22 protein-coding genes are annotated in these 21763 nt (G+C 64.3%); 12 read left to right on the top strand and 10 right to left on the bottom strand.

What is annotated here, in order from left to right; genetic code table 11:
• Window position 1: 1 nt before the first annotated feature.
• The 5 genes from ACWPWO_RS13865 to ACWPWO_RS13845 all read left to right on the top strand — a co-directional run bounded on the left by ACWPWO_RS13865 (window position 2) and on the right by ACWPWO_RS13845 (window position 4898).
• The gene (locus tag ACWPWO_RS13865; protein WP_454007070.1) at window positions 2–154 is read left to right on the top strand and encodes a hypothetical protein; all 153 of its coding nucleotides are present in this window, start codon (window positions 2–4) and stop codon (window positions 152–154) included.
• The gene (gene ytfE, locus ACWPWO_RS13860; protein ID WP_454007069.1) at window positions 151–843 is read left to right on the top strand and encodes an iron-sulfur cluster repair protein YtfE; all 693 of its coding nucleotides are present in this window, start codon (window positions 151–153) and stop codon (window positions 841–843) included. The genes ACWPWO_RS13865 and ytfE overlap by 4 nt, the downstream gene beginning before the upstream one ends.
• The gene (locus ACWPWO_RS13855) at window positions 836–3121 is read left to right on the top strand and encodes a nitric-oxide reductase large subunit (RefSeq protein WP_454007068.1); all 2286 of its coding nucleotides are present in this window, start codon (window positions 836–838) and stop codon (window positions 3119–3121) included. Before ytfE ends, ACWPWO_RS13855 begins: the two co-directional genes overlap by 8 nt.
• A 237-nt stretch (window positions 3122–3358) precedes the next feature.
• Window positions 3359–4504, top strand: coding sequence for a copper-containing nitrite reductase (gene nirK, locus ACWPWO_RS13850; RefSeq protein ID WP_454007067.1), 1146 nt, complete (start codon window positions 3359–3361; stop codon window positions 4502–4504).
• A gap of 61 nt (window positions 4505–4565) precedes the next feature.
• A complete protein-coding gene (locus ACWPWO_RS13845) occupies window positions 4566–4898 on the top strand; it encodes a c-type cytochrome (protein ID WP_454007066.1) in 333 nt (110 codons plus the stop codon).
• A gap of 15 nt (window positions 4899–4913) precedes the next feature.
• On the opposite strand, the gene ACWPWO_RS13840 is transcribed toward ACWPWO_RS13845, so the two are convergent.
• From ACWPWO_RS13840 to ACWPWO_RS13830, 3 genes are all read right to left on the bottom strand, one after another.
• Window positions 4914–5708, bottom strand: a complete 795-nt coding sequence (locus ACWPWO_RS13840) for an exodeoxyribonuclease III (protein WP_454007065.1) — start codon at window positions 5706–5708, stop codon at window positions 4914–4916.
• A 78-nt stretch (window positions 5709–5786) separates the two neighbouring features.
• Window positions 5787–6593 (bottom strand): DODA-type extradiol aromatic ring-opening family dioxygenase, encoded by an 807-nt coding sequence (locus tag ACWPWO_RS13835; protein ID WP_454007064.1) that lies wholly within the window; start codon window positions 6591–6593, stop codon window positions 5787–5789.
• 55 nt (window positions 6594–6648) lie between these two features.
• On the bottom strand, window positions 6649–7050 hold the full coding sequence (locus tag ACWPWO_RS13830; protein WP_454007063.1) for a DoxX family protein: 402 nt from the start codon (window positions 7048–7050) through the stop codon (window positions 6649–6651).
• Between the two features lie 213 nt (window positions 7051–7263).
• Between ACWPWO_RS13830 and ACWPWO_RS13825 the strand changes: the two genes are divergently transcribed.
• Window positions 7264–8178, top strand: a complete 915-nt coding sequence (locus tag ACWPWO_RS13825; protein WP_454007062.1) for a LysR family transcriptional regulator — start codon at window positions 7264–7266, stop codon at window positions 8176–8178.
• Window positions 8179–8207: 29 nt separating this feature from the next.
• The gene (gene pyrE / locus ACWPWO_RS13820) at window positions 8208–8882 is read left to right on the top strand and encodes an orotate phosphoribosyltransferase (RefSeq protein WP_454007061.1); all 675 of its coding nucleotides are present in this window, start codon (window positions 8208–8210) and stop codon (window positions 8880–8882) included.
• Between the two features lie 28 nt (window positions 8883–8910).
• Here pyrE and ACWPWO_RS13815 read toward each other — a convergent pair whose 3' ends face one another.
• The 7 genes from ACWPWO_RS13815 to gatC form a co-directional block, all read right to left on the bottom strand.
• Complete coding sequence (locus tag ACWPWO_RS13815) at window positions 8911–9837, bottom strand: Rpn family recombination-promoting nuclease/putative transposase (protein ID WP_454007060.1); 927 nt, start codon at window positions 9835–9837, stop codon at window positions 8911–8913.
• A 167-nt stretch (window positions 9838–10004) separates the two neighbouring features.
• On the bottom strand, window positions 10005–10697 hold the full coding sequence (locus tag ACWPWO_RS13810; protein ID WP_454007059.1) for an amino acid ABC transporter permease: 693 nt from the start codon (window positions 10695–10697) through the stop codon (window positions 10005–10007).
• Window positions 10694–11431 carry an amino acid ABC transporter permease gene (locus ACWPWO_RS13805; RefSeq protein ID WP_454007058.1) on the bottom strand — a complete coding sequence of 246 codons (738 nt, stop codon included), beginning with the start codon at window positions 11429–11431 and terminating at the stop codon, window positions 10694–10696. Before ACWPWO_RS13805 ends, ACWPWO_RS13810 begins: the two co-directional genes overlap by 4 nt.
• Window positions 11432–11533: 102 nt before the next feature.
• A complete protein-coding gene (locus tag ACWPWO_RS13800) occupies window positions 11534–12343 on the bottom strand; it encodes an ABC transporter substrate-binding protein (protein WP_454007057.1) in 810 nt (269 codons plus the stop codon).
• 283 nt (window positions 12344–12626) lie between these two features.
• Entirely contained in the window at window positions 12627–14084 is a 1458-nt protein-coding gene (gene gatB, locus ACWPWO_RS13795; protein WP_454007498.1) for an Asp-tRNA(Asn)/Glu-tRNA(Gln) amidotransferase subunit GatB, read from the bottom strand.
• Entirely contained in the window at window positions 14084–15604 is a 1521-nt protein-coding gene (gene gatA / locus ACWPWO_RS13790) for an Asp-tRNA(Asn)/Glu-tRNA(Gln) amidotransferase subunit GatA (RefSeq protein WP_454007056.1), read from the bottom strand. Before gatA ends, gatB begins: the two co-directional genes overlap by 1 nt.
• Before the next feature lie 9 nt (window positions 15605–15613).
• A complete protein-coding gene (gene gatC, locus ACWPWO_RS13785; RefSeq protein WP_454007055.1) occupies window positions 15614–15922 on the bottom strand; it encodes an Asp-tRNA(Asn)/Glu-tRNA(Gln) amidotransferase subunit GatC in 309 nt (102 codons plus the stop codon).
• Window positions 15923–16191: 269 nt separating this feature from the next.
• Between gatC and ACWPWO_RS13780 the strand changes: the two genes are divergently transcribed.
• From ACWPWO_RS13780 to rodA, 5 genes are read left to right on the top strand one after another with little or no spacing between them, the layout of a single operon-like run.
• Window positions 16192–17235, top strand: a complete 1044-nt coding sequence (locus ACWPWO_RS13780) for a rod shape-determining protein (RefSeq protein ID WP_341667771.1) — start codon at window positions 16192–16194, stop codon at window positions 17233–17235.
• A 60-nt stretch (window positions 17236–17295) separates the two neighbouring features.
• Window positions 17296–18177 (top strand): rod shape-determining protein MreC, encoded by an 882-nt coding sequence (mreC, locus tag ACWPWO_RS13775; protein ID WP_454007054.1) that lies wholly within the window; start codon window positions 17296–17298, stop codon window positions 18175–18177.
• A complete protein-coding gene (gene mreD, locus ACWPWO_RS13770) occupies window positions 18164–18742 on the top strand; it encodes a rod shape-determining protein MreD (RefSeq protein ID WP_394061924.1) in 579 nt (192 codons plus the stop codon). The genes mreC and mreD overlap by 14 nt, the downstream gene beginning before the upstream one ends.
• A gap of 14 nt (window positions 18743–18756) precedes the next feature.
• Window positions 18757–20616: a penicillin-binding protein 2 gene (mrdA, locus tag ACWPWO_RS13765; RefSeq protein ID WP_454007053.1), complete on the top strand. Its 1860-nt coding sequence runs from the start codon at window positions 18757–18759 to the stop codon at window positions 20614–20616.
• Window positions 20613–21752 (top strand): rod shape-determining protein RodA, encoded by a 1140-nt coding sequence (gene rodA, locus ACWPWO_RS13760; protein WP_454007052.1) that lies wholly within the window; start codon window positions 20613–20615, stop codon window positions 21750–21752. The genes mrdA and rodA overlap by 4 nt, the downstream gene beginning before the upstream one ends.
• The last annotated feature ends 11 nt before the right edge of the window (window positions 21753–21763 follow it).

Here is a 21763-nt window from a genome sequence, read left to right as displayed (position 1 = left end):
GGTGAAAATTACCCTGATGGTGGAAAGTACCCGTTTTTCGGTGGGTCATTTATACCGTGGCTGGCCGGAAAGCCCTTTAATCCAGATCAATCCAGGTTGGCATGCTCCTTGCTTTGAACGCAATGCAATCATTTTTTCAAGGAGTGCGGCATGACACTTGAACTTCTGGGGCGCAGCCTGAGCGATCTGGCCAGCGAAATACCAGGGGCGACCCGTGTATTCCACCAGCACAGGCTGGATTTCTGCTGCGGCGGGCACGTCAGCCTGCGCGAGGCGGCCGAGCGCCGGTCCGTCGACACGGCCGGGCTGGTCCAGGCACTCAAGCAATTGCAGGAGCAGGCCAGGGAGGACGGCGAGGACTGGCGCCAGGTTCCGGTCCCGCAACTGATCGCTCACCTGGTCCAGCGCTATCACGACGTCCATCGTGAACAACTGCCCGAGCTGATCCGCCTGGCGCGCCGGGTCGAAGTCCGCCACCAGGACCATCCCCATTGCCCGGCGGGGCTGGCCGACGTGCTGGAGTCCCTGCAGCAGGAACTGGAAAGCCACATGCACAAGGAAGAGCGCGTGCTGTTTCCCATGCTGACGCACGGCTCGGACAGCATGGCGCAAAGCCCCATCGCCGTCATGCGGCTGGAGCACGAGCAGCACGGCGAAAGCCTGGAGGACGTGCTGGAACTCACCCAGGACCTGCAACTGCCGCAGGACGCCTGCACGACCTGGCGCGCCCTGTACGGCGGGCTGGAGCAATTCCGGCAGGACCTGATGGAACACATCCATCTGGAAAACAATATTTTGTTCAAGAACTCGACCGAACGGGTTCACGGAGGCGGTCATGCGTAGTTACAAGGGTTTATGGCTGGCGTTGCTGGCAGTTCTGATAGTGACGTTCTCGATATTGGGCTGGACGGGCGTGGAGGTCTACCGCCAGGCGCCGCCCATGCCCGTCAAGGTGCTGACCCAGGACGGCAAGTTGTTCACCTCGCAGGAACAGATCGAGCGCGGACAGTCCGCCTGGCAAAGCACCGGCGGCATGCAGTTGGGCTCGATCTGGGGCCACGGCGCCTACCAGGCGCCCGACTGGAGCGCCGACTGGCTGCACCGCGAGGCGCTGGCCTGGCTGGACCTGGCCGCTCGCCAGGCCTATGCGCTGCCTTATGAGCAGTTGACGTCCTCCCAGCAGGCCAATCTGCGCCAGGAGCTGCAGGACGAGTATCGCGGCAACCGGGTGGACGCCGCCACGGGCGAGCTGCGCATCAGCGACCGGCGCGCCCAGGCGATCGAGCAGACCGCGCAGTACTACATCGACCTGTTCGGCGACGCGCCCGAGCTGAAGAACACCCGGGCCAGCTTCGCCATGAAGGACAACACCCTGCCGGACCTGCAGCGCCGCGAGGACATGACGCGCTTCTTCTTCTGGCTGTCCTGGGCGGCCGCCACGGAGCGTCCCGGCACGAACGTGACCTACACCAACAATTGGCCGCACGAACCCCTGATCGACAATCATCCGTCCACCGCCAATGTGGTCTGGTCGGTCGTCAGTGTCGTGCTGCTGCTGGCGGGCATCGCCTTCCTGGTCTGGGGCTGGTCCTTCCTGCACAAGGAGGATCCCCTGCCGCAGGCGCCTGCCCAGGACCCCGTGCTGAGCGTGCGCCTGACGCCCTCGCAGCGCGCCCTGAAGAAATACGCCTTCCTGACCGTCGCGCTGTTCGTGTTGCAGGTGTTTCTGGGCGGCTTCACGGCGCACTACACGGTGGAAGGCCAGACCTTCTACGGCATCGACGTCTCGCAGTGGTTCCCCTATGCCCTGACGCGCACCTGGCATATCCAGGCGGCGCTGTTCTGGATCGCCAGCGGCTTCCTGGCGGCGGGCCTGTTCCTGGTGCCCATCATCAACGGCGGCGAGGACCCCAAGTTCCAGCGCCTGGGCGTGGACATCCTGTTCGGCGCGCTGGTGGTCCTGTTCCTGGGCTCCTTTGCCGGCAACTACCTGGCCATCAAGCACATCCTGCCCGCCGAACTGAACTTCTGGTTCGGCCACCAGGGTTATGAATACGTGGACCTGGGCCGCTTCTGGCAGATCATCAAGTTCGTCGGCCTGGCCTTCTGGCTGGTGCTGATGCTGCGCGGCATGATGCCCGCCCTGCGTCGCAACAAGGGCGACAACCACCTGCTGATGCTGCTGGCCGCATCCACCGTGGCGATCGGCCTGTTCTACGGTTCGGGCCTGTTCTATGGCGAGCACACCAGCATCACCATCATGGAATACTGGCGCTGGTGGGTCGTGCACCTGTGGGTCGAAGGCTTCTTCGAAGTGTTCGCCACCACGGCGCTGGCCTTCATCTTCACCGCCCTGGGCCTGGTGACGCGCCGCAGCGCCACCGTCGCCAGCCTGGCCGCGGCTTCCATGTTCCTGCTGGGCGGCGTGCCCGGCACCCTGCACCATCTGTACTTCTCGGGCACGACCACGCCCATCATGGCCATCGGTGCGACCTTCAGCGCCCTGGAAGTGGTGCCCCTGATCATCCTGGGCCACGAGGCCTGGAGCAATTGGAAGCTGCAGGAGCGCGCCGGCTGGATGAGCGACCTGCGCTGGCCCGTCATGTTCTTCGTGGCCGTGTCCTTCTGGAACATGCTGGGTGCGGGCGTCTTCGGCTTCATGATCAATCCGCCCATCTCGCTCTACTACATCCAGGGCCTGAACACCACGCCGGTGCATGCGCACGCCGCGCTGTTCGGGGTGTACGGCTTCCTGTCCCTGGGCTTCGTGCTGCTGGTGGTGCGCTATCTGGCACCCCATGTGCGCTTCAACGATCGCTTGATGAGCTGGGGCTTCTGGACGCTGAACATCGGTCTGGCGCTGATGATGTTCGTGAGCCTGTTGCCCGTGGGCATCATCCAGGCCTGGGCCAGCATTTCCGAGGGCATGTGGTATGCCCGCAGCGAGGAATTCATGCAGCAGCCCATCCTGCAGTCGCTGCGCTGGTGGCGCACGCTGGGCGACGTGGTCTTCATCGCCGGCGCGCTGCTCGTGTTCCAGCAGGTGTTCGTGCGCATCTGGGCCGGACGCCGCGGCCAGAGCGCCCTGCCTGCCGGCTCGGCAACGGGATCGGCCCGCTGATCCGGTCCTGACGGCCAGTCTGGAAAACCGCCTTCGGGCGGTTTTCTTTGTGTGGCCGCCGGGCCGCCCGAGGTGGAAGGCGCCCGCTTGAGGCGCGACCTACGTCAAGGAAAAGTGGTGCTGTTTGAGCTGCAGCAAAGAGCGAAATCGGCGGATGCGGTGCAATACAGCCATGGACTGCAAAACCCGCAGAACACTAATCGACAGGCTGCAAGCCTGGATAAACCGGGAGGTACTATGGAACGTCGTCATTTCTTGAAGAGCGCTGGCCTGGGCGTGGCAGCCGGAACGACTTTGCTGGCGGCGCAAGTGCAGGCGCGCGAGACCGCGGCGCCCAGGAAGTCGGCGCCTTGGCTGGCGCCGCGCACCGAAGCGGAAATTGCCAAGCTCAAGCGCGTCAAGGTGGACCTGGTTGCGCCGCCCATGGTGCATCCGCATGAACAGAAGGTCGGCCCCGAACCGCGCGTGGTCGAGTTCACCATGACCATCCAGGAAAAGGAAATCGTCGTCGATCGCGACGGCACCACCATGCACGCCATGATGTTCGACGGTTCCATGCCCGGCCCCACCATGGTGGTGCATGAAGGCGACTACCTGGAACTGACCCTGATCAACGCGGCCACCAACACCATGCCGCACAACATCGACTTCCACGCCTCCACGGGCGCGCTGGGCGGCGGCAAGCTCACCAATGTGAACCCCGGCGAGCAGGTCACGCTGCGTTTCAAGGCCGATCGCACCGGTACGTTCATCTACCACTGCGCACCCGAAGGCTCGGTGGCCTGGCACGTGGTGGCGGGCATGCACGGCACGGTCATGGTGCTGCCGCGCGACGGCCTGAAGGATTCGTCCGGCAATCCGCTGCATTACGACCGCGCCTACACCATAGGCGAATTCGACCTGTACATCCCGCGCGATGAAAAAGGCAACTTCAAGAAGTACGCCTCGGCGGCGGAAAGCTATGGCGACACGGCGGAGGCCATGCGCGGCCTGGTCCCCAGCCATGTGGTGTTCAACGGGAAGGTCGGCTCCCTGACGGGCGATGGCGCCATGAAGGCCAAGGTGGGCGAGACGGTGCTGTTCATCCACTCGCAGGCCAACCGCGACACCCGGCCGCACCTGATCGGCGGCCACGGCGACTGGGTCTGGGAATTGGGCAAGTTCGACGATCCGCCCGCCAAGAACCTGGAAACCTGGTTCATCCGCGGCGGCTCGGCGGGCGCGGCGCTCTACACCTTCAGGCAGCCCGGCGTGTACGCCTACGTGAATCACAACCTGATCGAGGCGTTCGAACTGGGCGCGGCCGGCCACGTGCTGGTGGAAGGCGAATGGAACGACGACCTGATGAAACAGGTCAGCCCTCCCGGCCCCATCAAGGCCTGAGACTAACTCGGCAAGCAACGCGGCGGCATGAGGACATGCCGCCCGCTCTAGGGAGAAGAACATGAAAATCCGTCATCGTCCAGCCACCATTGTGTCCACCATGCTGGCCGGACTGGCCGTCATGGCCGCCGTGCCGGCGGCTCAGGCGAATCAGGACGAGGCCGTCAAGCTGTACCGTTCGTCCTGCATGGTCTGTCACGCTTCGGGCATGGCCAACGCGCCTCGCCTGGGCGACAAGGCGCGCTGGACGCCTTTGAAGGAGCAGGGCGAAGACGCCCTGATGGACGTGGTGCTCAAGGGCAAGGGCGCCATGCCGCCGCGCGGCGGCGCGGCCAAGGCCAGCGACGAGCAATTGCGCGGCGTGGTGCGCTACATGCTGGAGCAGGCAGGTTGAAAAACCCGCCCGTCTTTACAGAGCCCAGTCGTAGTCGATGGTCAGGGGAGCGTGGTCGCTGAAGCGCTCCTCCTTGTAGATCGAGGCCTTCAAGGCCGTGGCAGCAATACCCGGGGTGGCAATCTGGTAGTCAATGCGCCACCCCACATTCTTGGCCCAGGCCTGGCCGCGGTTGCTCCACCATGTATAGCATTCATCCGTGGTATCCGGATGCAGGCTGCGGTATACGTCCACCCAGGCCAGTTCCTCCAGCACCTTGCTCATCCAGGCGCGCTCTTCCGGCAGGAAGCCGCTGTTCTTCAGGTTGCCTTTCCAGTTCTTCAGGTCGGCTTCGCGATGCGCGATGTTCCAGTCGCCGCAGATGATGAATTCCCGGCCGGTCTCGCGGTGCTCGCGCATCAGATCCCCGATCCATTGCTCGAAGTGGTCCAGGAAGCGATATTTGGCGCTTTGGCGCTCGTCTCCCGAAGAGCCCGAAGGCAGGTAGGCGCTGATCACGCTGAGCTTGTTCCAGTCGGCGCGCAGGATGCGGCCCTCCGCATCGAACTCTTCGCATTCCATGCCTTCGGTCACGGCCTCGGCGCGCGGGCTCAGGTAGAGCCCCACGCCGCTGTAGCCTTTCTTCTGGGCGTGGTGGAAATGGCCTTCGTACTGGCCGGGGTGGCGCATGTCGTCGGTCAGGTCAGCGGCGCTGATCTTGATTTCCTGCATGCACACGATGTGGGGCTGCTGGGCATGGAGCCAGGCGGGCAGGCCCTTGCGGAAGGCGGCACGAATGCCGTTGACGTTTAATGATGTGACGCGTAGCACGGCGGTATTCTCCTTGTAGCGTCAGCACTTTAACCCGTATTGCCGCCCCGCGTCAGGTGGCGGCGCGCTGGTTCGCCGTCAGGCCTGGCCGAAACGGTAGCTGGAGACGGTCAGGCCGCCGAAGGCCTGGGTCTCGTGATGAAAACGATGGGCCGCTTCGTGGTGGGCGGCGCCCACCGCCACCATCAAGGGCACCAAGTGGTCCTCGCGGGGATGGGCGATGCGCGCGGCGGGCGCGTGTTCCCAGTCCAGCAGGGCCTGACGGCGCTGGTCCGCATCGTCCAGGGACAGGCTTTGGTCCAGCCACTGGTCGAACTGCGCCGAAGGCTCCACCCCGCCCGCGCCCATATTGCGCAGGTTGTGATAGCTCAGTCCGCTGCCGATGATCAGGATGTCCTGTGCGCGCAAGGGCGCCAGGGCCTGGCCGATCGAATAGTGCAGGGCAGGATCGTAGCCGCCATGGATGGACAGTTGCACCATGGGCACGTTGGCGTGGGGATAGATGCAGTAGGCCGGCACGAAGGCGCCATGATCGAAGCCGCGTTGCGCATCTTCCCGCGTGGGCAGGCCCTGCGATTGCAGCAGCTCGCGCACCTGGCCGGCCAATTGCGGATTGCCGGGCGCGGGATAGCGGATCTCGTAGGTGTGGGGCGGAAAGCCGTAGTAGTCGTACACCATCTCGGGACGCTCCGCGGAGGCGACCAGCAGATGGTCGCCGCGCGCTTCCCAGTGCGCCGAGACCATCAGCATGGCCTTGGGCGTGCGTCCCAACTGGCGGGGTATATCCTTGAGGGCGGCGCGCAGCGGCGCGTACATGGCCTGGGCTTCGGGCATCCACGGCCAGGGTCCGCCGCCATGCGAGATGAAATAGGTAGGCATGCTCATGAATGGCTCCTGCCCCTGCCCGAGCGGGCAGGGAGGCGTTCAGAAGAAAGGACGGTCAGGCGGCGTTGCGGGCCGAGTCCACGCTCCAGGAGCCGGGGCCGGCCACGGCCAGATACAGGAAGATGAAGCAGAACAGGACGGCGGCTTCGCCGCCATTGAGCAAGGGGAAGAAGAAGGTGCTGGCGCTGACGTGGCCGATGAAATAGGCGGCGGCGCACAGGCCCGAGGCGATGAAGGCGGCGAAGCGCGAGAACAGGCCGATGACCAGCAGTGCGCCCAGGATCAATTCCAGAATCCCGGCCACGCCATATAGCGAGGCGATCTGCAGGTTGGCGAACATGTCCACCTTGGGAAAACCCAGGAGTTTGGCCGAGCCATGTGTGAACAGCGCATAGCCGGCGACGATGCGCAGGATGCTGAGTACGCGGGGGGACCATTGGGAAGTAACTGCGCTCATGATGATTCCTTTGTAGAAATGAAGGCATCGATGGAACAGGGCAGTAGACCAGGCTTCTGAACGGGAGCCTGGCCATAGTATGACGATTATTGTCGGCCCTGCCCACGGTTGAGCTTGTGGATGCCCTTGGTCGGTGCATGTTGAACGCTTATTGAATTACTATCAGGAAATGACTAGCGGTTTTTTTAACAATTGATTTCTTAAAAGGAAATCATGGATACCATTCAAAGCCTGCGGGTGTTCAGGGAGATCGTGGCGGCAGGCAGTTTCGTCGCCGCCGCGCAACGGCTGAACATGTCCGCGCCCATGGTCAGCAAGCATCTGGCGCATCTGGAGAAGCAGCTGGGCGCGCGCCTGCTCAACCGCAGCAACCGCAGGTTGAGCCTGACCGAACTGGGCCAGACCTATTTCGATTACTGCCTGATGGCCCTGGATACCTTGCAGAAAGGGCAGGAAGCCTTGCTGAGCTCGGAGCAGAGCCCGCAAGGGGTGCTGCGCGTGACGGCGCCGGTGTGGTTCGCCAACGCCCAGGTGGCGCGGATCCTGAGCGCTTATCAGAAGCGCTTTCCTGACGTCGTCCTGGACCTGAGCCTGAGCAACCACAAAGTGGATCTGGTGGCCGAAGGGTTCGACCTGGCCTTGCGGGTCACGCGCGAGCCTTCGCCGCATCAGATCGCGCGCCATATCTGTCCCATTCAGTTCCACCTGGTGGCTTCGCCTGCTTTCGTGGCGCGCCATGGGGCGCCGCTGACCTCGGTGGACGTGATGCGGCTTGCCGCGGTCACGCCCAGCTATCTGCATCAGGATGGGTTCGAGTTCATCGGTCCTGAAGGACGCGAATTGTTGCGTTTTCGCCCGGCGATGAAGTCCGACAACACCAACCTGACCTATTACGCCGTGCTGGAGGGGCTGGGCCTGGCCTACCTGCCGGACTGGCTGGTGGCCGACGATCTGGCCAGCGGCCGCCTGCTGCAGCTGCTGCCCGATTACCGGCAGACGCCCCAGGAACTGCATGCGGTATACGCCAGTCGCCGCTACCTGACGCCCAAGGTGCGCAGTTTCATCGACTTCCTGCTGGAATGGTTCGGCGGCCAGGACAGGACGCGCGCCGCCAAGTCTGTAAAATAGGTGCTGTTTTTTCAATTACCTATTCTGTCATGTCGGCCAAACAAGATAATCGTCGCAATTTCGTGCGCTTCTCCCTGGAACAGGGCGTGCTGCGCTTTGGTGAATTCAAGGTCAAGTCCGGCCGTCTGAGCCCCTACTTCTTCAATGCCGGCCTGTTCAACACCGGCCGCAGCGTGGGCCAGTTGGCGCGTTTCTATGCCCAGGCCCTGCTGGATTCGGGCGTGCCTTTCGACATGCTGTTCGGCCCCGCCTACAAAGGCATTCCCTTGTCCACCGCAACGTCCATCGCCCTGGCCGAGCACCCCCAGGCCCATGGCCGTGACGTGCCCTTCGCCTTCAACCGCAAGGAAGCCAAGGATCATGGCGAAGGCGGCACGCTGGTGGGGGCGCCCCTGCAGGGCAAGGTCGTGATCATCGATGACGTGATCACCGCCGGCACCTCGGTGCGCGAATCCATGCAGATCATCAAGGCCGCCGGCGCCGAGCCGGCCGCCGTGCTGATCGCCCTGGACCGCATGGAGCGCGCGGGCGCCGATGATGCGCTGTCGGCTCATTCCGCCGTGCAGGAAGTGGAGCAGGCCTACGGCATTCCCGTGATCAGCATTGCATCGCTGGCCGATATCATGGATCTGCTCGCCGACGACCAGACCCTGGCCGCCCATGCGCCGCAGGTCAAGGCCTACCGGGACCGCTACGGCATCTGAGCCCGCCCGGCATGGGGGGGCTTCAGGCCTAGGTGCGAAACACGTCTTCCAGGGCCCGGGCATCGAGCAAGTTCAGGGACCAGGATTCCAACTCTTCGCGGCTGGCTTGCTTCAAGCGTTGACCCGTCGCGTCGTCGAGAGCGCCGAAGCGCTTCTGCAGCTGGCGTTCCAGCAGGAGGCGTTCGCCTTGGACTTCTCCTTGTTTCATCCAGCGCACTTCCCAGTTGCGTGCCTCGTAATTGATCATGGCGTCGATGTCCTCGAAAGAATGGATCAGGGGCGTATCCAGGTGGGGCAGGTGCAAAGGGAGCACGACATGCTGGACCCAGCTGCTGAGCAGGCGGCGCAGCCGTGCATGCTCGATGGGATGGGTCAGCCTGGCAATAGTGTGCAGACACTCCCGCAGCTCGTCCATGCTTTGCAGGTGCTGCAAACGGAAGATCGGGGTGATGATGGCCTGGGGCGGCAAGGACTGGTTCAGAAGCAGTTGTTTCTGCTCAATCAGCAGGAAAGCCTGCGCCGGGTTGTAGCGTTGCAGCCACGGAGGAATGTTGAGCTGAAGGGTCTGCACGTCGGTGGCCGCGCTCCAGGGCGTATCACCCGTGTGCAGGACGACGGGCAGGATGGGCGGCAGCTGCGCAGTGGGCTCGTTGTGATGATGCCGTTCGTGCAACAGGGTGCTGTAGCTGCGCATGCGCAGCGCCATGGAGCGGTCGCTGCGCGATTGGTGCTCGAGCAAGAGCAGCAGGCGCTGGCCGCCTTTCAAAGACAGGCTCCAGGCCATGTCGGCTTGTCGCGCAGGCCGATCCGCCTGGGAAAAGCAGATGCTCAGCGACTGCAGTGAATCCTGCTCGATGCGCTCTCCCAGTTCATCGGGCAGGCAGTGGGCAATGAAGTCGTGCAGCACCAGTGGTTCATCAAACAGGCTGCGGTAGAAGGTGTCGTAACGGGACATGAGGTGGTTCCTGAAGGGGTGAAAACCAGGAACCAGCATGCCCGAAGGGGCTTTTCAAGACAGCGGGGCGAGCAAGTGTTTGTCCATGCGTACTTTTGTCATGAGGAGAGTTTGACGACGCTGGCAGAAGCTCGTTTCCCGGGAGGAAATACAGGCTGCCGCGGCTCTTACCGCGCTTGCCGTCCAGGCTGCCAACGCCGCGCCGCCAGGTCGGCCAGGGCTTGCAGGCCGCTGCAGAACAGGTAGTAGACCAGGGCCACGAAAAGGAAGATTTCCACGGGATAGATCATTTCGCGGTTGCTGACCTGGGTGGCGACGAAAGACAGCTCCGCCACCCCGATCACATAGGCCAGCGAAGTGTCCTTGATCAGGGCCACCCACTGGTTGATGAAGGAGGACAGCATGATGGGCAGGGCCTGCGGCAGGATGATCCAGCGCATCAGCTGGCGGCGTGTCAGGCCCAGGGCCAGGCCGGCCTGCCATTGGCCGGCGGGCAGACTGCGTATGCCCGCATGAACGGCATGGGCCAGGTAGGCGCCGCCGATCAGCGACAGGGCGCAGACCACGGTGACGGTGCCCGGTATGTCGATCTGGAACAGCATGGGCAGCAGGAAGTAGGTCCAGAAGATCAGCATCAGCACGGGAATGGCGCGAAAAAAGCCCAGGACCAGCACCAGGGCCTGGTGCGCAAGGCCGCGCGTCAGCGACAGCGCCACGCCCAGCGCCAATCCCAGGACCGCGGAGGCCAGGGCGCTGCTCAGGCTCAGGATCAGCGTCAGGGCCGCGCCGCCCAGCGGGCCGTGGGGCCAGGCGCCCACCATGAAGTACAGCAGATTGTCCTGGATGACGTGCAGGTTCATCGCTGCCCTCCCCATACCTGATAGCGGCGCCGCTGCAGGTATTGCCCGCCCGTTTCCACCAGGGCGACGGCCAGGATGTAGAGCGCGGTGGCGACGCCGAAGGCCTGGAAGGCCTTGAGGCTTTCGGTCTCCACCTGGCGCGAGGCATAGGACAGCTCGGCCAGGCCGATGGCCATGGTCAGCGAGGTGTTCTTGATGGTGTTCATGTACTGTCCCAGCAACGAAGGAAAAGCGTTGCGCAGTGCCTGGGGCATGATGATCCAGCGCCAGATCTGGAAGTCCGCCAGCCCCAGCGAGCGGGCGGCCGCCCATTGGCTGGCACGCACACCTTGCACGCCTGAGCGCAGCTCTTCGGCGATGAAGGCCGCCGTGTACAGGCTCAATCCCCACAGGGCGGCCAGGAACTCGAAACTGGGCCAGGACAGCGGCACGCCTGCCAGCTCGATGCGGTGCGGCGTGTTCAGCCAGGCGACCCAGTGTTCGGGCATCAGGCCGGACGCGCCGAAATACCAGAAGAACAGCTGGATCAGCAGCGGCGTGTTGCGGAACAGGCTCAGGTAGGCGCGGCTCAGGTATGAGGGCAGCCGGCGGCGCGACAGGCGCCCCAGGCAGATGAAAAAGCCCAGGACCGTGGCGACCACGGACACCAGGGCGGACAGCCACAAGGTCAGGTAGAAGCCTTTCAGCAGCCAGCCCACATAGTGCGGCGCCAGCCAGTCGGAGACAGCGAACATGATGATAAGAGAGCAGGGCCGCCGCAGCCGCCCGATGGAAAAGACGCCGCCCACGCCCGGCCGGGCCGGGGTGGACAGTGTGTCCGGTCAGCGCAGAGCGGCTTACTTGTCCTGGCCGATCTTGTACAGGCGGGCCAGCGGCGTGGCGGTGTCAGGGCCGAACCAGCGGTTGTAGATCTCGTCGGCCTTGCCGCTTTGCTCCAGCTCCAGCAAGGTGGCGTCCACGAATTTCTTCAGATTGTCTTCACCCTTGGGGATGCCGATGCCGATCAGGTCGTCCGAGATGGAGAAGGCGGGGATTTCGTATTTGTCCTTGTCGGGCACGTTGGCCAGCAGGCCGATCAGCTTGGGGCCGTCCTGCGTGATGGCCTGCACGTTGCCGTTGCGCAGGGCCGTGAAGGCGAAGGGCGTGTCGTCGTAGGCGACCAGCGTGGCGCCGGGGAATTTCTCGCGCAGCACGATTTCATTGGTCGTGCCCTTGTCCACGCCGATGCGCAGGGAGTTGAGCTGTTCGGGCGAGTTCAGCGTGCCTATCCTGGCGATGAATTGCTGGCCGGAAGCGAAGTAGGGAATGCTGAAATCGATCTGCTTGGCGCGCTCTTCGGTGATGGTGAAGTTGGCCGCGACCAGGTCGGCCTTTTTGGAACTGAGCAGCGGGATGCGGTTGGCGGGGTTGGTGGGCTGGATGGCGAGCTTGACGCCCAGCTTGTCGGCCAGCGCCTTGCCGAAGTCCACGTCCAGGCCCACGATCTGGCGGGTCTTGGCGTCCACGAAGCCAAAAGGCGGGTTGCTGTCGAAGGCGGCGATGGTCAGCACGCCGGACTTCTTGATGTCCTCCAGGCGGTCGGCATGGGCGAGGCCCGCGACCAGGGACAGGGCGAGAGAGGCGAACAGCTTGAAAGACGTTTTCATGAGGCATCCAGTAAGAAACAAGGCCCGAATGCTTGTCTCGGGCCATAGGCGGGGGCCGGGCGGAGCGGGTTGCTCGTGAACGGCGGGTTTCCCATGGAAAGTATTTCAGCATGTGTCCCGGCGCCTCGTGAAATACCAAAACTTCGCTTGCTTATAACGATTCTGGCTAATGTTTTTTTATTGACGATGGTGAAAAGAATAAAACAAGGCTGCACAGCTCAAGGTCAGCAAAAAAAAACACCAGGCGCGCGGCCTGGTGTTTTCATTGGGGGCGCCCGGCGGATCAGGCGTCCAGCTTCTGCTTGAGCATTTCGTTGATCTGCTGGGGGTTGGCCTTGCCCTTGGCGACTTTCATGACCTGGCCGACCAGCGCGTTGAAGGCTTTCTGCTTGCCTGCGCGGTACTGTTCGATCATGTCGGCATTGGCGGCCAGCACTTCGTCGACCATGGCGCCGATGGCGCCGGCGTCATTGATCTGCTTCAGCCCCTTGGCCTCGATGATGGCGTCCACATCGCCGTCCAGTTCGCCTTCCCATTGCGCGGTGAAGACGTCGCGGGCGATCTTGTTGGAGATGGTGCCGTCGGCAATGCGGGCGATCAGCCGGGCCAGTTGAGCGGGACTGACGCGCGACTGGGCGATGTCCAGTTCCTGGCGGTTCAAGGTGGCGGACAGCTCGCCCAGTATCCAGTTGGCGGCCAGCTTGGCGTGAGCGGGCGAGCCGGCCTGCAGCACGGCTTCGAAGAAGTCCGCCGTGGCCCGGTCCACGGTGAGCTGGGATGCGTCGTAGCGGCTCAGTTCGAATTCGCGCTCGAAGCGGGCCTTTTTCTGGGCCGGCAGTTCGGGCATGTCCTGGCGCACGCGCTCGATCCAGTCGGCGCCGATGATCAATGGCGGCAGGTCCGGATCGGGGAAGTAGCGGTAGTCGTGCGCGTCTTCCTTGCTGCGCATGCTGCGCGTCTCGTCGCGATCGGCGTCGTATAGGCGGGTTTCCTGCGTGACCTTGCCGCCGTCCTCGATCAGTTCGATCTGGCGCCGGGCTTCGTACTGGATGGCGCGTTCCAGGAAGCGGAAGGAGTTGATGTTCTTCAGTTCGCAGCGCGTGCCGAACTCGGCCTGGCCCTTGGGGCGCACCGAGACGTTGGCGTCCACGCGGAAGGAGCCCTCCTGCATGTTGCCGTCGCAGATGCCCAGCCAGACGACCAGGCTGTGCAGTGCGCGCGCATAGCCCACGGCCTCGGCGGCCGAGCGCATCTCGGGTTCGGATACGATTTCCAGCAACGGGGTGCCGGCCCGGTTCAGATCGATGCCGGTGGAGGACTCGCCGTGTGGGCCGCGGAAGTTCTCGTGCAGCGACTTGCCGGCGTCCTCTTCGAGGTGGGCGCGAGTCAGATTGACGGTCTTTTCCTCGTCGCCGACCATGAAGGAAATCGTGCCGCCCGACACCACCGGGATTTCCATCTGGCTGATCTGGTAGTTCTTGGGCAGGTCGGGGTAGAAGTAGTTCTTGCGCTCGAAGACCGAGCGGGGCGCGATGCGGCCGCCCACGGCCAGGCCCAGGCGGATGGCCCGTTCGGCCGCGCCGCGGTTGAATACCGGCAGCGCGCCGGGCAGGGCCATGTCGACCTCATTGGCCTGCGTGTTGGGCAGCGCGCCGAAGCGGGTGCTGCTGCTGGAGAAAATCTTGGATTCGGTCGAGAGCTGAACGTGGGTTTCCAGCCCGATGACAATTTCCCATTCCATCATTCTTGTCCTGGTTGACGTTGATGCCAGTCGGTGGCTTGCTGGAAGCGGTCGGCGAAGGCCAGCAGCTGGCCTTCGCGGAAGTAGTTGCCGATGATCTGCAGGCCTATGGGCAGGGGCTTGTCGCCGCCGCTCAGGCCGCAGGGAATGGACATGGCAGGCAGGCCGGCCAGGCTCACGCCCAGCGTGTAGATATCGCCCAGCCAGTCGGCCGTGGGGTCGTCCGTGGCGTCGCCGATCCTGCGGCCCAGGGTCGGGGTGACCGGGCCCAGGATCAGGTCGCACTGGGCGAAGGCTTTCTGGAAATCGTCCACGATCATGCGGCGCACGCGTTGCGCCTGCAGGTAGTAGGCGTCGTAGTAACCGTGCGAGAGCACGTAGGTGCCCACCAGAATGCGGCGCACGACTTCGGGACCGAAGCCCTCGGAGCGCGAGCGCGAAATCATGCTGGCCAGGTCGGTGTATTGCTCGGCGCGGTGACCGTAGCGCACGCCGTCGAAGCGCGACAGGTTGGTGGAGGCCTCGGCCGGGCTGATGACGTAATAGGTCGGGATGGACAGTTCGGTCAGGGGCAACTGCACCGTGACCCGTTCCGCGCCCAGGCTTTCGTAGGTCTTGAGAGCCGATTCGATGCCGGCGGCGATGGCCGGATCCAGGCCTTCGCCGAAGAACTGGGCGGGCACGCCGATGCGCAGACCCTTCAGGGGCTGGCTGCCCTGAGCGTCGTACTGGGCGACGTGCTGCTCGAACTGCTTGCGGATGCGCTCGCCCGTGTTGGGCTGGTCGTCGCAGAATTCCAGGCTGGTGGCGTCATGCGGATCGAAGCCGCACATGGCCTCCAGCAGGTCCAGGAGGTCGCGCGCGCTGCGGGCGATGGGGCCGGCCTGGTCCAGGCTGGAGCCGTAGGCGATGATGCCGAAGCGCGATACCGTGCCGTAAGTGGGCTTGATGCCGCTGACCCCGCACAGGGCGGCGGGCTGGCGGATGGAGCCGCCCGTATCGGTGGCGGTGGCGCCGGCCACCAGGCCGGCGGCCACGGCGGCGGCCGAGCCGCCCGAGGAGCCGCCGGGGATCACGCTGCTGTCCCAGGGGTTGCGCACGGGTCCGAAGATGGAGCTTTCATTGCGCGAGCCCATGGCGAACTCGTCGCAGCTCAGCTTGCCCAGCGAGACCGCGCCGGCGGCCTGCAGCTTGTCGACCACCGTGGCGTCGAAGGGGCTGACGTAGTCGCCCAGCATCTTGCTGCAGGCGGTGGTGCGCCAGTCGCGCGTGACGAACAGGTCCTTGTGGGCGATGGGAATGCCGGTCAGCGGACCGGCCTTGCCTTGCGCGATCAGGGCGTCGGCCGCGTCGGCCTGGGCCAGCGTCAGGGCCGGTTCCTGCTGCACGAAGGCGTTCAGGTCCTGGCGGCGCGCGCTGCGCTCCAGCGGCTGCTGCGGGAGTGCCGGGGCGCTGAGGGTCTTGGGTTGCAGCGATTGCAGCAAGGTGGCAATGGAGGCGAATTCAGGGGAGAAAGACATGGTTCTGCTTTATTCGATGACCGTGGGCACGAGGAACAGGCCGTCCTGTTCGGCGGGGGCGTTGCGCATCATGGCTTGGCGGCTGTCCACCGTTCCCGTGGGCAGCGCCTGGTCCTCGCGCAGGCGCAGGCTGATCTCCTGGTGCGCGGACAAGGGGTGGGCCATGGGTTCGACGCCGGTGGTGTCGACGGTCTGCAGGGTCTGGATCAGCCCCAGGATGCGCGTCAGATCCTGCTCGACCTGGACGGTCTGTTCGGCAGATAAATCGATGCGCGCCAGTTGCGCGATACGGGCAACATCCTGTTGAGTGATGGACATGGGGGTCGTAGTCGAAAATAAGTAATAAAAAATGGCGGAGACCTGTCAGTTGGCGACAGATTCGCGCTTTTATGGGAAATGTGAAGGTTACAGAACTTAACTGACCATTAAAACAGTCCTAGTGCAGACCAATTATAAGTTATCATTGACCGTTTCCTTCCCAGGTATTTCTGAATTCGTTGCCTGGTTCTTGTGCCTGCCGTTTCACGCTTGAGTTCCGCGCCGAATTTACCTGCCCATCTCCCAAACACTTTACACGTTGCGCGCCCATGTTCGGATTCCTACGCAGTTACTTTTCCAGCGATATGGCAATCGACCTCGGTACGGCCAATACCCTTATCTACGTACGCGGCAAGGGTATCGTACTGGATGAACCGTCCGTTGTAGCCATCCGCCACGAAGGCGGCCCCAATGGCAAGAAAATCATTCAGGCAGTCGGCCACGAGGCCAAGCAGATGCTGGGCCGGGTGCCAGGCAACATCGAAGCCATCCGCCCCATGAAGGACGGCGTGATCGCGGACTTCACGGTCACCGAACAAATGCTCAAGCAGTTCATCCGCATGGTGCATCCGCGCAGCATGTTCGCTCCCAGCCCGCGCATCATCGTGTGCGTTCCCTGCGGCTCCACGCAGGTCGAGCGCCGCGCCATCAAGGAATCCGCGCTGGGCGCCGGCGCAAGCAAAGTCTACCTGATCGAGGAACCCATGGCCGCCGCCATCGGCGCGGGCCTGGCGGTCTCGGACGCCAGCGGCTCCATGGTCGTGGACATCGGCGGGGGCACCACCGAAGTGGCCATCATCTCCCTGGGCGGCATGGTGTACAAGGGCTCGGTGCGCGTGGGCGGCGACAAGTTCGACGAAGCCATCATCAACTACATCCGCCGCAACTACGGCATGCTGATCGGCGAGCCCACCGCCGAACTCATCAAGAAGCAGATCGGCTCGGCCTTTCCCGGCACCGAGATCCGCGAGATCGAAGTCAAGGGCCGCAACCTGTCCGAAGGCGTGCCGCGCAGCTTCACCGTCTCCTCCAACGAAATCCTGGAATCCCTGACCGATCCGCTCAACCAGATCGTCTCGGCCGTCAAGACCGCGCTGGAACAGACCCCGCCCGAACTGGGCGCCGACATCACCGACAAGGGCATTGTCTTGACCGGCGGCGGCGCGCTGCTGCATGATCTGGACCGCCTGCTGCAGGAAGAGACCGGCCTGCCCGTGGTGGTGGCCGAAGATCCCCTGACCTGCGTGGTGCGCGGTTGCGGCGAGGCGCTGGAGCATCTGGAGCGCCTGGAATCCGTATTCATCTACGACTGATCCCTGCTCAGCCCCCCGGGCGGTCCGTGCCCTGGGGGCAAGCGTCCGAGTGCTTGAGTAATGCGAGAACAAGGCTCCATCCGGCTTTTCAGGCGCGGCACGTCCGCCGAGCTGCGCGTGGCCGCGCTGGTCGTGCTGGCCCTGGGCCTGATGCTGGCCGACGCTCGCCTGGCCGTGCTCGAGCCGGTGCGCCAGGCCGTGGCGGCGGTGCTTTATCCCTTTCAGCGCGTGATGCTCGCCCCGCGCGACCTGGTGAGCTATTTCAGTAGCTGGACCGACGCGGCTTCCACGGCGCGCTCCGAAAAAGAAGCGCTGCAACGCCAGCGCATCGAGCTGGCTCAGCTCTCCACCCATGCCGCCCAGCTGTCGGCGGAAAACGAACAGTTGCGCCGCCTGCTGCAGGTGGCCGATGCGGTCACCCAGCCTTCCGTGGCGGTGGAGGTCCTGTACGAGCCTCCCAACGGCTATGCCCGCCACCTGATCTTCAACAAGGGCTCCTCCAGCGGCATCCGTCCCGGCATGCCGGTCATCGACGAGGGTGGCGTGGTCGGCCAGGTGGTGCGCGTCACGCGCTTCACCTCGGAGGCCGCGCTCATCACCGACGACAAGGTGTCGGTGCCGGTGCAGGTGCTGCGCAACGGCCTGCGCCTGATCGCCTTCGGCGGCAATCCGGGCGGCAAGGTGGAGGTGCGCTACCTGACGGCCGACGTGGACCTGCAGGAGAACGACACGCTCATCACCAGCGGCATCGGCGGCCTGTTTCCGGCCGGCCTGCCCGTGGGCACGGTGGATCGCATCGAACGGGACGACGCCTCGGGATTCGCCCTGGCGCTGGTCTCGCCGCTGTCGCATCCGGAACGCTATCGCCATTTCCTGATCCTGCTCGTGCCCGAGAGCGAACCTCCTTTTGAACAGGACACGCCAGACCATGAATCGCCCTGAATCCCCGGATACGCAGTCCCGGCGGGCGCGGCATTCATCCCTGAGCAGTCTGCAGCCCATCGACAGCAGCCCCTTTTCCCGGGCCTCCAGTCCCTGGCTGGTCTGGGGTTCCATCCTGCTGATGTGGCTGTCCTCCATGCTGCCCTGGCGGCTGTGGTCCTTCGCGCCCGACCTGCTGATGCTGGTGCTGGCCTTCTGGGCGGTGCACGAACCGCGCCGCGTACCCATGTCGCTGGCCTTCCTGCTGGGCATCCTGGTGGACGTGCACGACGGCAGCCTGCTGGGCGAGCATGCGCTCAGTTATGTGCTGGTGGTGTACGGGGCCCTGGTGCTGCGCCGGCGCATGCTGCATTTCGGCATGTGGACCCACGTGCTGCACATGCTGCCCGTCATGCTGCTCGCACAGCTCGTGGTGCGCGTGCTGCACGCCTGGCTGATGGGAGAGTGGTCGGGCTGGGACTGGGCCGGCGCCGTCCTGCTGACGGCGGCGCTCTGGCCATTGGCCGACAGCGTGCTCTTTCTGCCGCAGCGGCGTCATGACGAGACCGATTCCGGTTCGCCCTGAACGGAGCGGCGGCCATGTTCGAATTCAAGAAAACCACCCACCAGCAACGCCAGCGGATGCTGGTCCGCGCCATGGTGGCCGGCATCCTGGCCGCATTGCTGCTGAGCGTGCTGGGCGTGCGCCTGTGGTATTTGCAGGTGGTGCGCTACGAAGGCTTTGCCGCACGCGCCGACCAGAACCGGATCGCGGTGGTGCCCATCACGCCCCGGCGCGGCGAGATCCTGGACCGCAACGGCGTGGTGCTGGCGCGCAACTACCGCGACTACACCCTGTCGGTGGTGCCCGCCAATCTCGAAGAGCCCGTGGACGACATGCTGGACAAGGTCGGGCAGCTGGTGGAGCTCAGCTCGCGCGACCGGCGCCGCTTCAAGCAGAGCGTGGCGCAGAACAGCCGCTATTCGGAAAGCATGCTGCGCAACAACCTGAATGACGACGAGGCTTCCTGGTTCGCGGCCCACGCCTACAAGTTTCCCGGCGTGACCCTGCAGGCGCGTTGGGTGCGCGAATATCCGCAGGGCGAGGCGGCCGCCCATGTCATTGGCTATGTGGGCCGCATTTCCGAGGCCGACCAGACGCGTCTGGAAGAGACGGGCCAGACGGGCAACTACCGGGGCACCAGCGTGATCGGCAAGAAGGGCATCGAAAAGACCTGGGAGCAGACCCTGCATGGCCGCACCGGCATCGAGGAAGTCGAAGTGGCGGCCTCGGGGCGCCCGGTGCGCACGCTCAGCCGTGTGGATCCGGTGCCGGGAGCCAACCTGAAACTGTCGCTGGACATAGGCTTGCAGAAGGTGGCCGAGGCCCAGTTCAAGGGGCGCCGCGGCGCCCTGGTGGCCATCGAGCCGGCCACCGGAGAAGTGCTGGCCTTCGTGTCGGCGCCTTCCTTCGACCCCAATCTGTTCATCGACGGCATCGACGTCGAAAACTGGCGCAAGCTCAATGATTCGCCCGACCACCCCCTGATCAACCGTCCCTTGTACGGCACCTATCCCATCGGCTCCACCTACAAGCCCTTCGTGGCGCTGGCGGCGCTGGAACTGGGCAAGCGCAACGCCACCGATCGCCTGCCCGACCCCGGCTACTTCGAGTTCGGCGGGCAGCGTTTCCGCAACGCGGGCGGCGCCGTGTACGGCGCCACGGACATGCACCGCGCGCTGGTGGTGTCCTCGGACACTTATTTCTATTCGCTGGGGCCGGAGATCGGCGTGGACAGTCTGCACGACTTCATGAAGCAGTTCGGCTTCGGCCAATACACCGGCATAGACCTGGACGGCGAGCGCCGCGGCATCCTGCCGTCAACCGAATGGAAGCGCCAGGCCTATCGCAAGCCCGCCCAGCAGCGCTGGTATGCGGGCGAGAGCATCTCGGTGGCCGTGGGCCAGGGCTACAACTCCTTCACCCTGCTGCAACTGGCCCACGCCACCGCCGTGCTGGCCAACAATGGCATCTCCCGCAAGCCTCACCTGGTCAGCCAGATCGTCAACCCGCATGATCCGGACGTCGAAAAGCCGGTGCGCATCGATACCGAGGTCATCCCCCTCAAGCAGGCCAACCTGGACGTGGTCAAGCGCGCGCTGGTGGACGTGGTGCGCATGGGGACCGCCCGGCGCGCGTTCGCGGGCGCGGCCTACCAGGCCGCCGGCAAGACCGGCACGGCCCAGGTGTTCAGCCTGCGCGGAGCCAAGTACAACGCCAATGCCATCGATGAACGCCTGCGCGATCACGCCCTGTTCATGTCCTATGCGCCGGCCGACAATCCCAAGATCGCCGTGGCGCTGATCGTGGAGAACGCCGGCTGGGGCGGCTCGGTGGCGGCGCCCGTGGCGCGCCAGGTGTTTGATTACTGGCTGGTCGAGCGGGGGCATTTGCAATGAAACGTCTTCTTCAATGGGGCTTGAAAGCCATCAACGCCTTCGACTGGCCCCTGTTGCTGCTGCTGTTGCTGATGACGGTGCTGGGCCTGACGGTCATGCATTCGGCCGTGGGCGGCACCGACTGGCGCTTTGCCGACCAGACGCGCAATTTCCTGCTGGCCTTCGGCGTCATGTGGCTGGCCGCCCTGATTCCGCCGCCCTTGTGGATGCGCCTGGCGCCCTATGTGTATTCGTTGGGCGTGGTGCTGCTGCTGGGCGTGGAGTTCTTCGGCGAGACCAGCAAGGGCGCCACCCGCTGGCTGGACCTGGGCGTGGCGCGCATCCAGCCTTCGGAGATGCTGAAGATCTCGGTGCCGCTGATGCTGGCCTGGTATTTCGACCGCCATCAGGGCTCACGCATGCGCTTCATGGACTTTCTGGTGGCCGGCGTGCTGCTCATGATTCCGTTCCTGCTGATCGTGCGCCAGCCGGACCTTGGCACCGCGCTGCTGGTGTTCGGCGCCGGTTTCTGCGTCATTTATTTCGCAGGCCTGTCGTTCCGCCTGCTGGTACCCATCTTCCTGGTGCTGATCCTGGGCATCAGCGCCTTGCTCTACTACGAAGACCAGATCTGCGTGCCCGACCTGAACTGGGTGGTCCTGCACGACTATCAGAAGCATCGCGTCTGCACCTTGCTCAACCCGGGCAGCGACCCGCTGGGCAAGGGCTTTCACACCATCCAGTCCATGATCGCCATCGGTTCGGGCGGCATCTATGGCAAAGGCTACATGATGGGCACCCAGTCCCACCTGGATTTCGTGCCTGAACGCACCACGGACTTCATTTTCGCCGTGTTCGCCGAGGAGTTCGGCCTGTATGGCGGCATCATGCTGCTGGTGCTGTATGCGCTGCTCATCGTGCGCGGCCTGACGATCGCCGTGGCCGCGCAGACGCAGTTCAGCCGCCTGCTGGCCGGCTCCATGTCCATGATGCTGTTCGTCTATGTATTCGTGAACATCGGCATGGTGACGGGCATCCTGCCCGTGGTCGGCGTGCCCCTGCCGTTCCTGAGCTACGGCGGCACGGCCTTGATGACCCTGGGCGTGGCCTGCGGGATGCTGATGAGCATCAGCCACCACAGGCCGGGCAGGCCCTAGAGCCTGTTCAG

It is taken from the genome of Alcaligenes sp. Marseille-Q7550, from assembly GCF_965112015.1.
The sequence above is the reverse complement of the archived record's forward strand: the minus strand, read 5'-3'. Positions and strand labels throughout refer to the sequence as shown.

Excerpts from the sequence above, each read along its gene's own strand:
- mreC (WP_454007054.1), top strand. The coding sequence starts at position 17,296 with ATGCGAGAACAAGGCTCCATCCGGCTTTTCAGGCGCGGCACGTCCGCC.
- ACWPWO_RS13780 (WP_341667771.1), top strand. The coding sequence starts at position 16,192 with ATGTTCGGATTCCTACGCAGTTACTTTTCCAGCGATATGGCAATCGAC.
- gatC (WP_454007055.1), bottom strand. The coding sequence starts at position 15,922 with ATGTCCATCACTCAACAGGATGTTGCCCGTATCGCGCAACTGGCGCGC.
- ACWPWO_RS13810 (WP_454007059.1), bottom strand. The coding sequence starts at position 10,697 with ATGAACCTGCACGTCATCCAGGACAATCTGCTGTACTTCATGGTGGGC.
- pyrE (WP_454007061.1), top strand. The coding sequence starts at position 8,208 with ATGTCGGCCAAACAAGATAATCGTCGCAATTTCGTGCGCTTCTCCCTG.
- gatA (WP_454007056.1), bottom strand. The coding sequence starts at position 15,604 with ATGTCTTTCTCCCCTGAATTCGCCTCCATTGCCACCTTGCTGCAATCG.
- ytfE (WP_454007069.1), top strand. The coding sequence starts at position 151 with ATGACACTTGAACTTCTGGGGCGCAGCCTGAGCGATCTGGCCAGCGAA.
- ACWPWO_RS13845 (WP_454007066.1), top strand. The coding sequence starts at position 4,566 with ATGAAAATCCGTCATCGTCCAGCCACCATTGTGTCCACCATGCTGGCC.
- ACWPWO_RS13825 (WP_454007062.1), top strand. The coding sequence starts at position 7,264 with ATGGATACCATTCAAAGCCTGCGGGTGTTCAGGGAGATCGTGGCGGCA.
- gatB (WP_454007498.1), bottom strand. The coding sequence starts at position 14,084 with ATGGAATGGGAAATTGTCATCGGGCTGGAAACCCACGTTCAGCTCTCG.
- ACWPWO_RS13805 (WP_454007058.1), bottom strand. The coding sequence starts at position 11,431 with ATGTTCGCTGTCTCCGACTGGCTGGCGCCGCACTATGTGGGCTGGCTG.
- ACWPWO_RS13855 (WP_454007068.1), top strand. The coding sequence starts at position 836 with ATGCGTAGTTACAAGGGTTTATGGCTGGCGTTGCTGGCAGTTCTGATA.
- ACWPWO_RS13815 (WP_454007060.1), bottom strand. The coding sequence starts at position 9,837 with ATGTCCCGTTACGACACCTTCTACCGCAGCCTGTTTGATGAACCACTG.
- ACWPWO_RS13800 (WP_454007057.1), bottom strand. The coding sequence starts at position 12,343 with ATGAAAACGTCTTTCAAGCTGTTCGCCTCTCTCGCCCTGTCCCTGGTC.
- nirK (WP_454007067.1), top strand. The coding sequence starts at position 3,359 with ATGGAACGTCGTCATTTCTTGAAGAGCGCTGGCCTGGGCGTGGCAGCC.
- ACWPWO_RS13835 (WP_454007064.1), bottom strand. The coding sequence starts at position 6,593 with ATGAGCATGCCTACCTATTTCATCTCGCATGGCGGCGGACCCTGGCCG.
- ACWPWO_RS13830 (WP_454007063.1), bottom strand. The coding sequence starts at position 7,050 with ATGAGCGCAGTTACTTCCCAATGGTCCCCCCGCGTACTCAGCATCCTG.
- rodA (WP_454007052.1), top strand. The coding sequence starts at position 20,613 with ATGAAACGTCTTCTTCAATGGGGCTTGAAAGCCATCAACGCCTTCGAC.
- mrdA (WP_454007053.1), top strand. The coding sequence starts at position 18,757 with ATGTTCGAATTCAAGAAAACCACCCACCAGCAACGCCAGCGGATGCTG.
- mreD (WP_394061924.1), top strand. The coding sequence starts at position 18,164 with ATGAATCGCCCTGAATCCCCGGATACGCAGTCCCGGCGGGCGCGGCAT.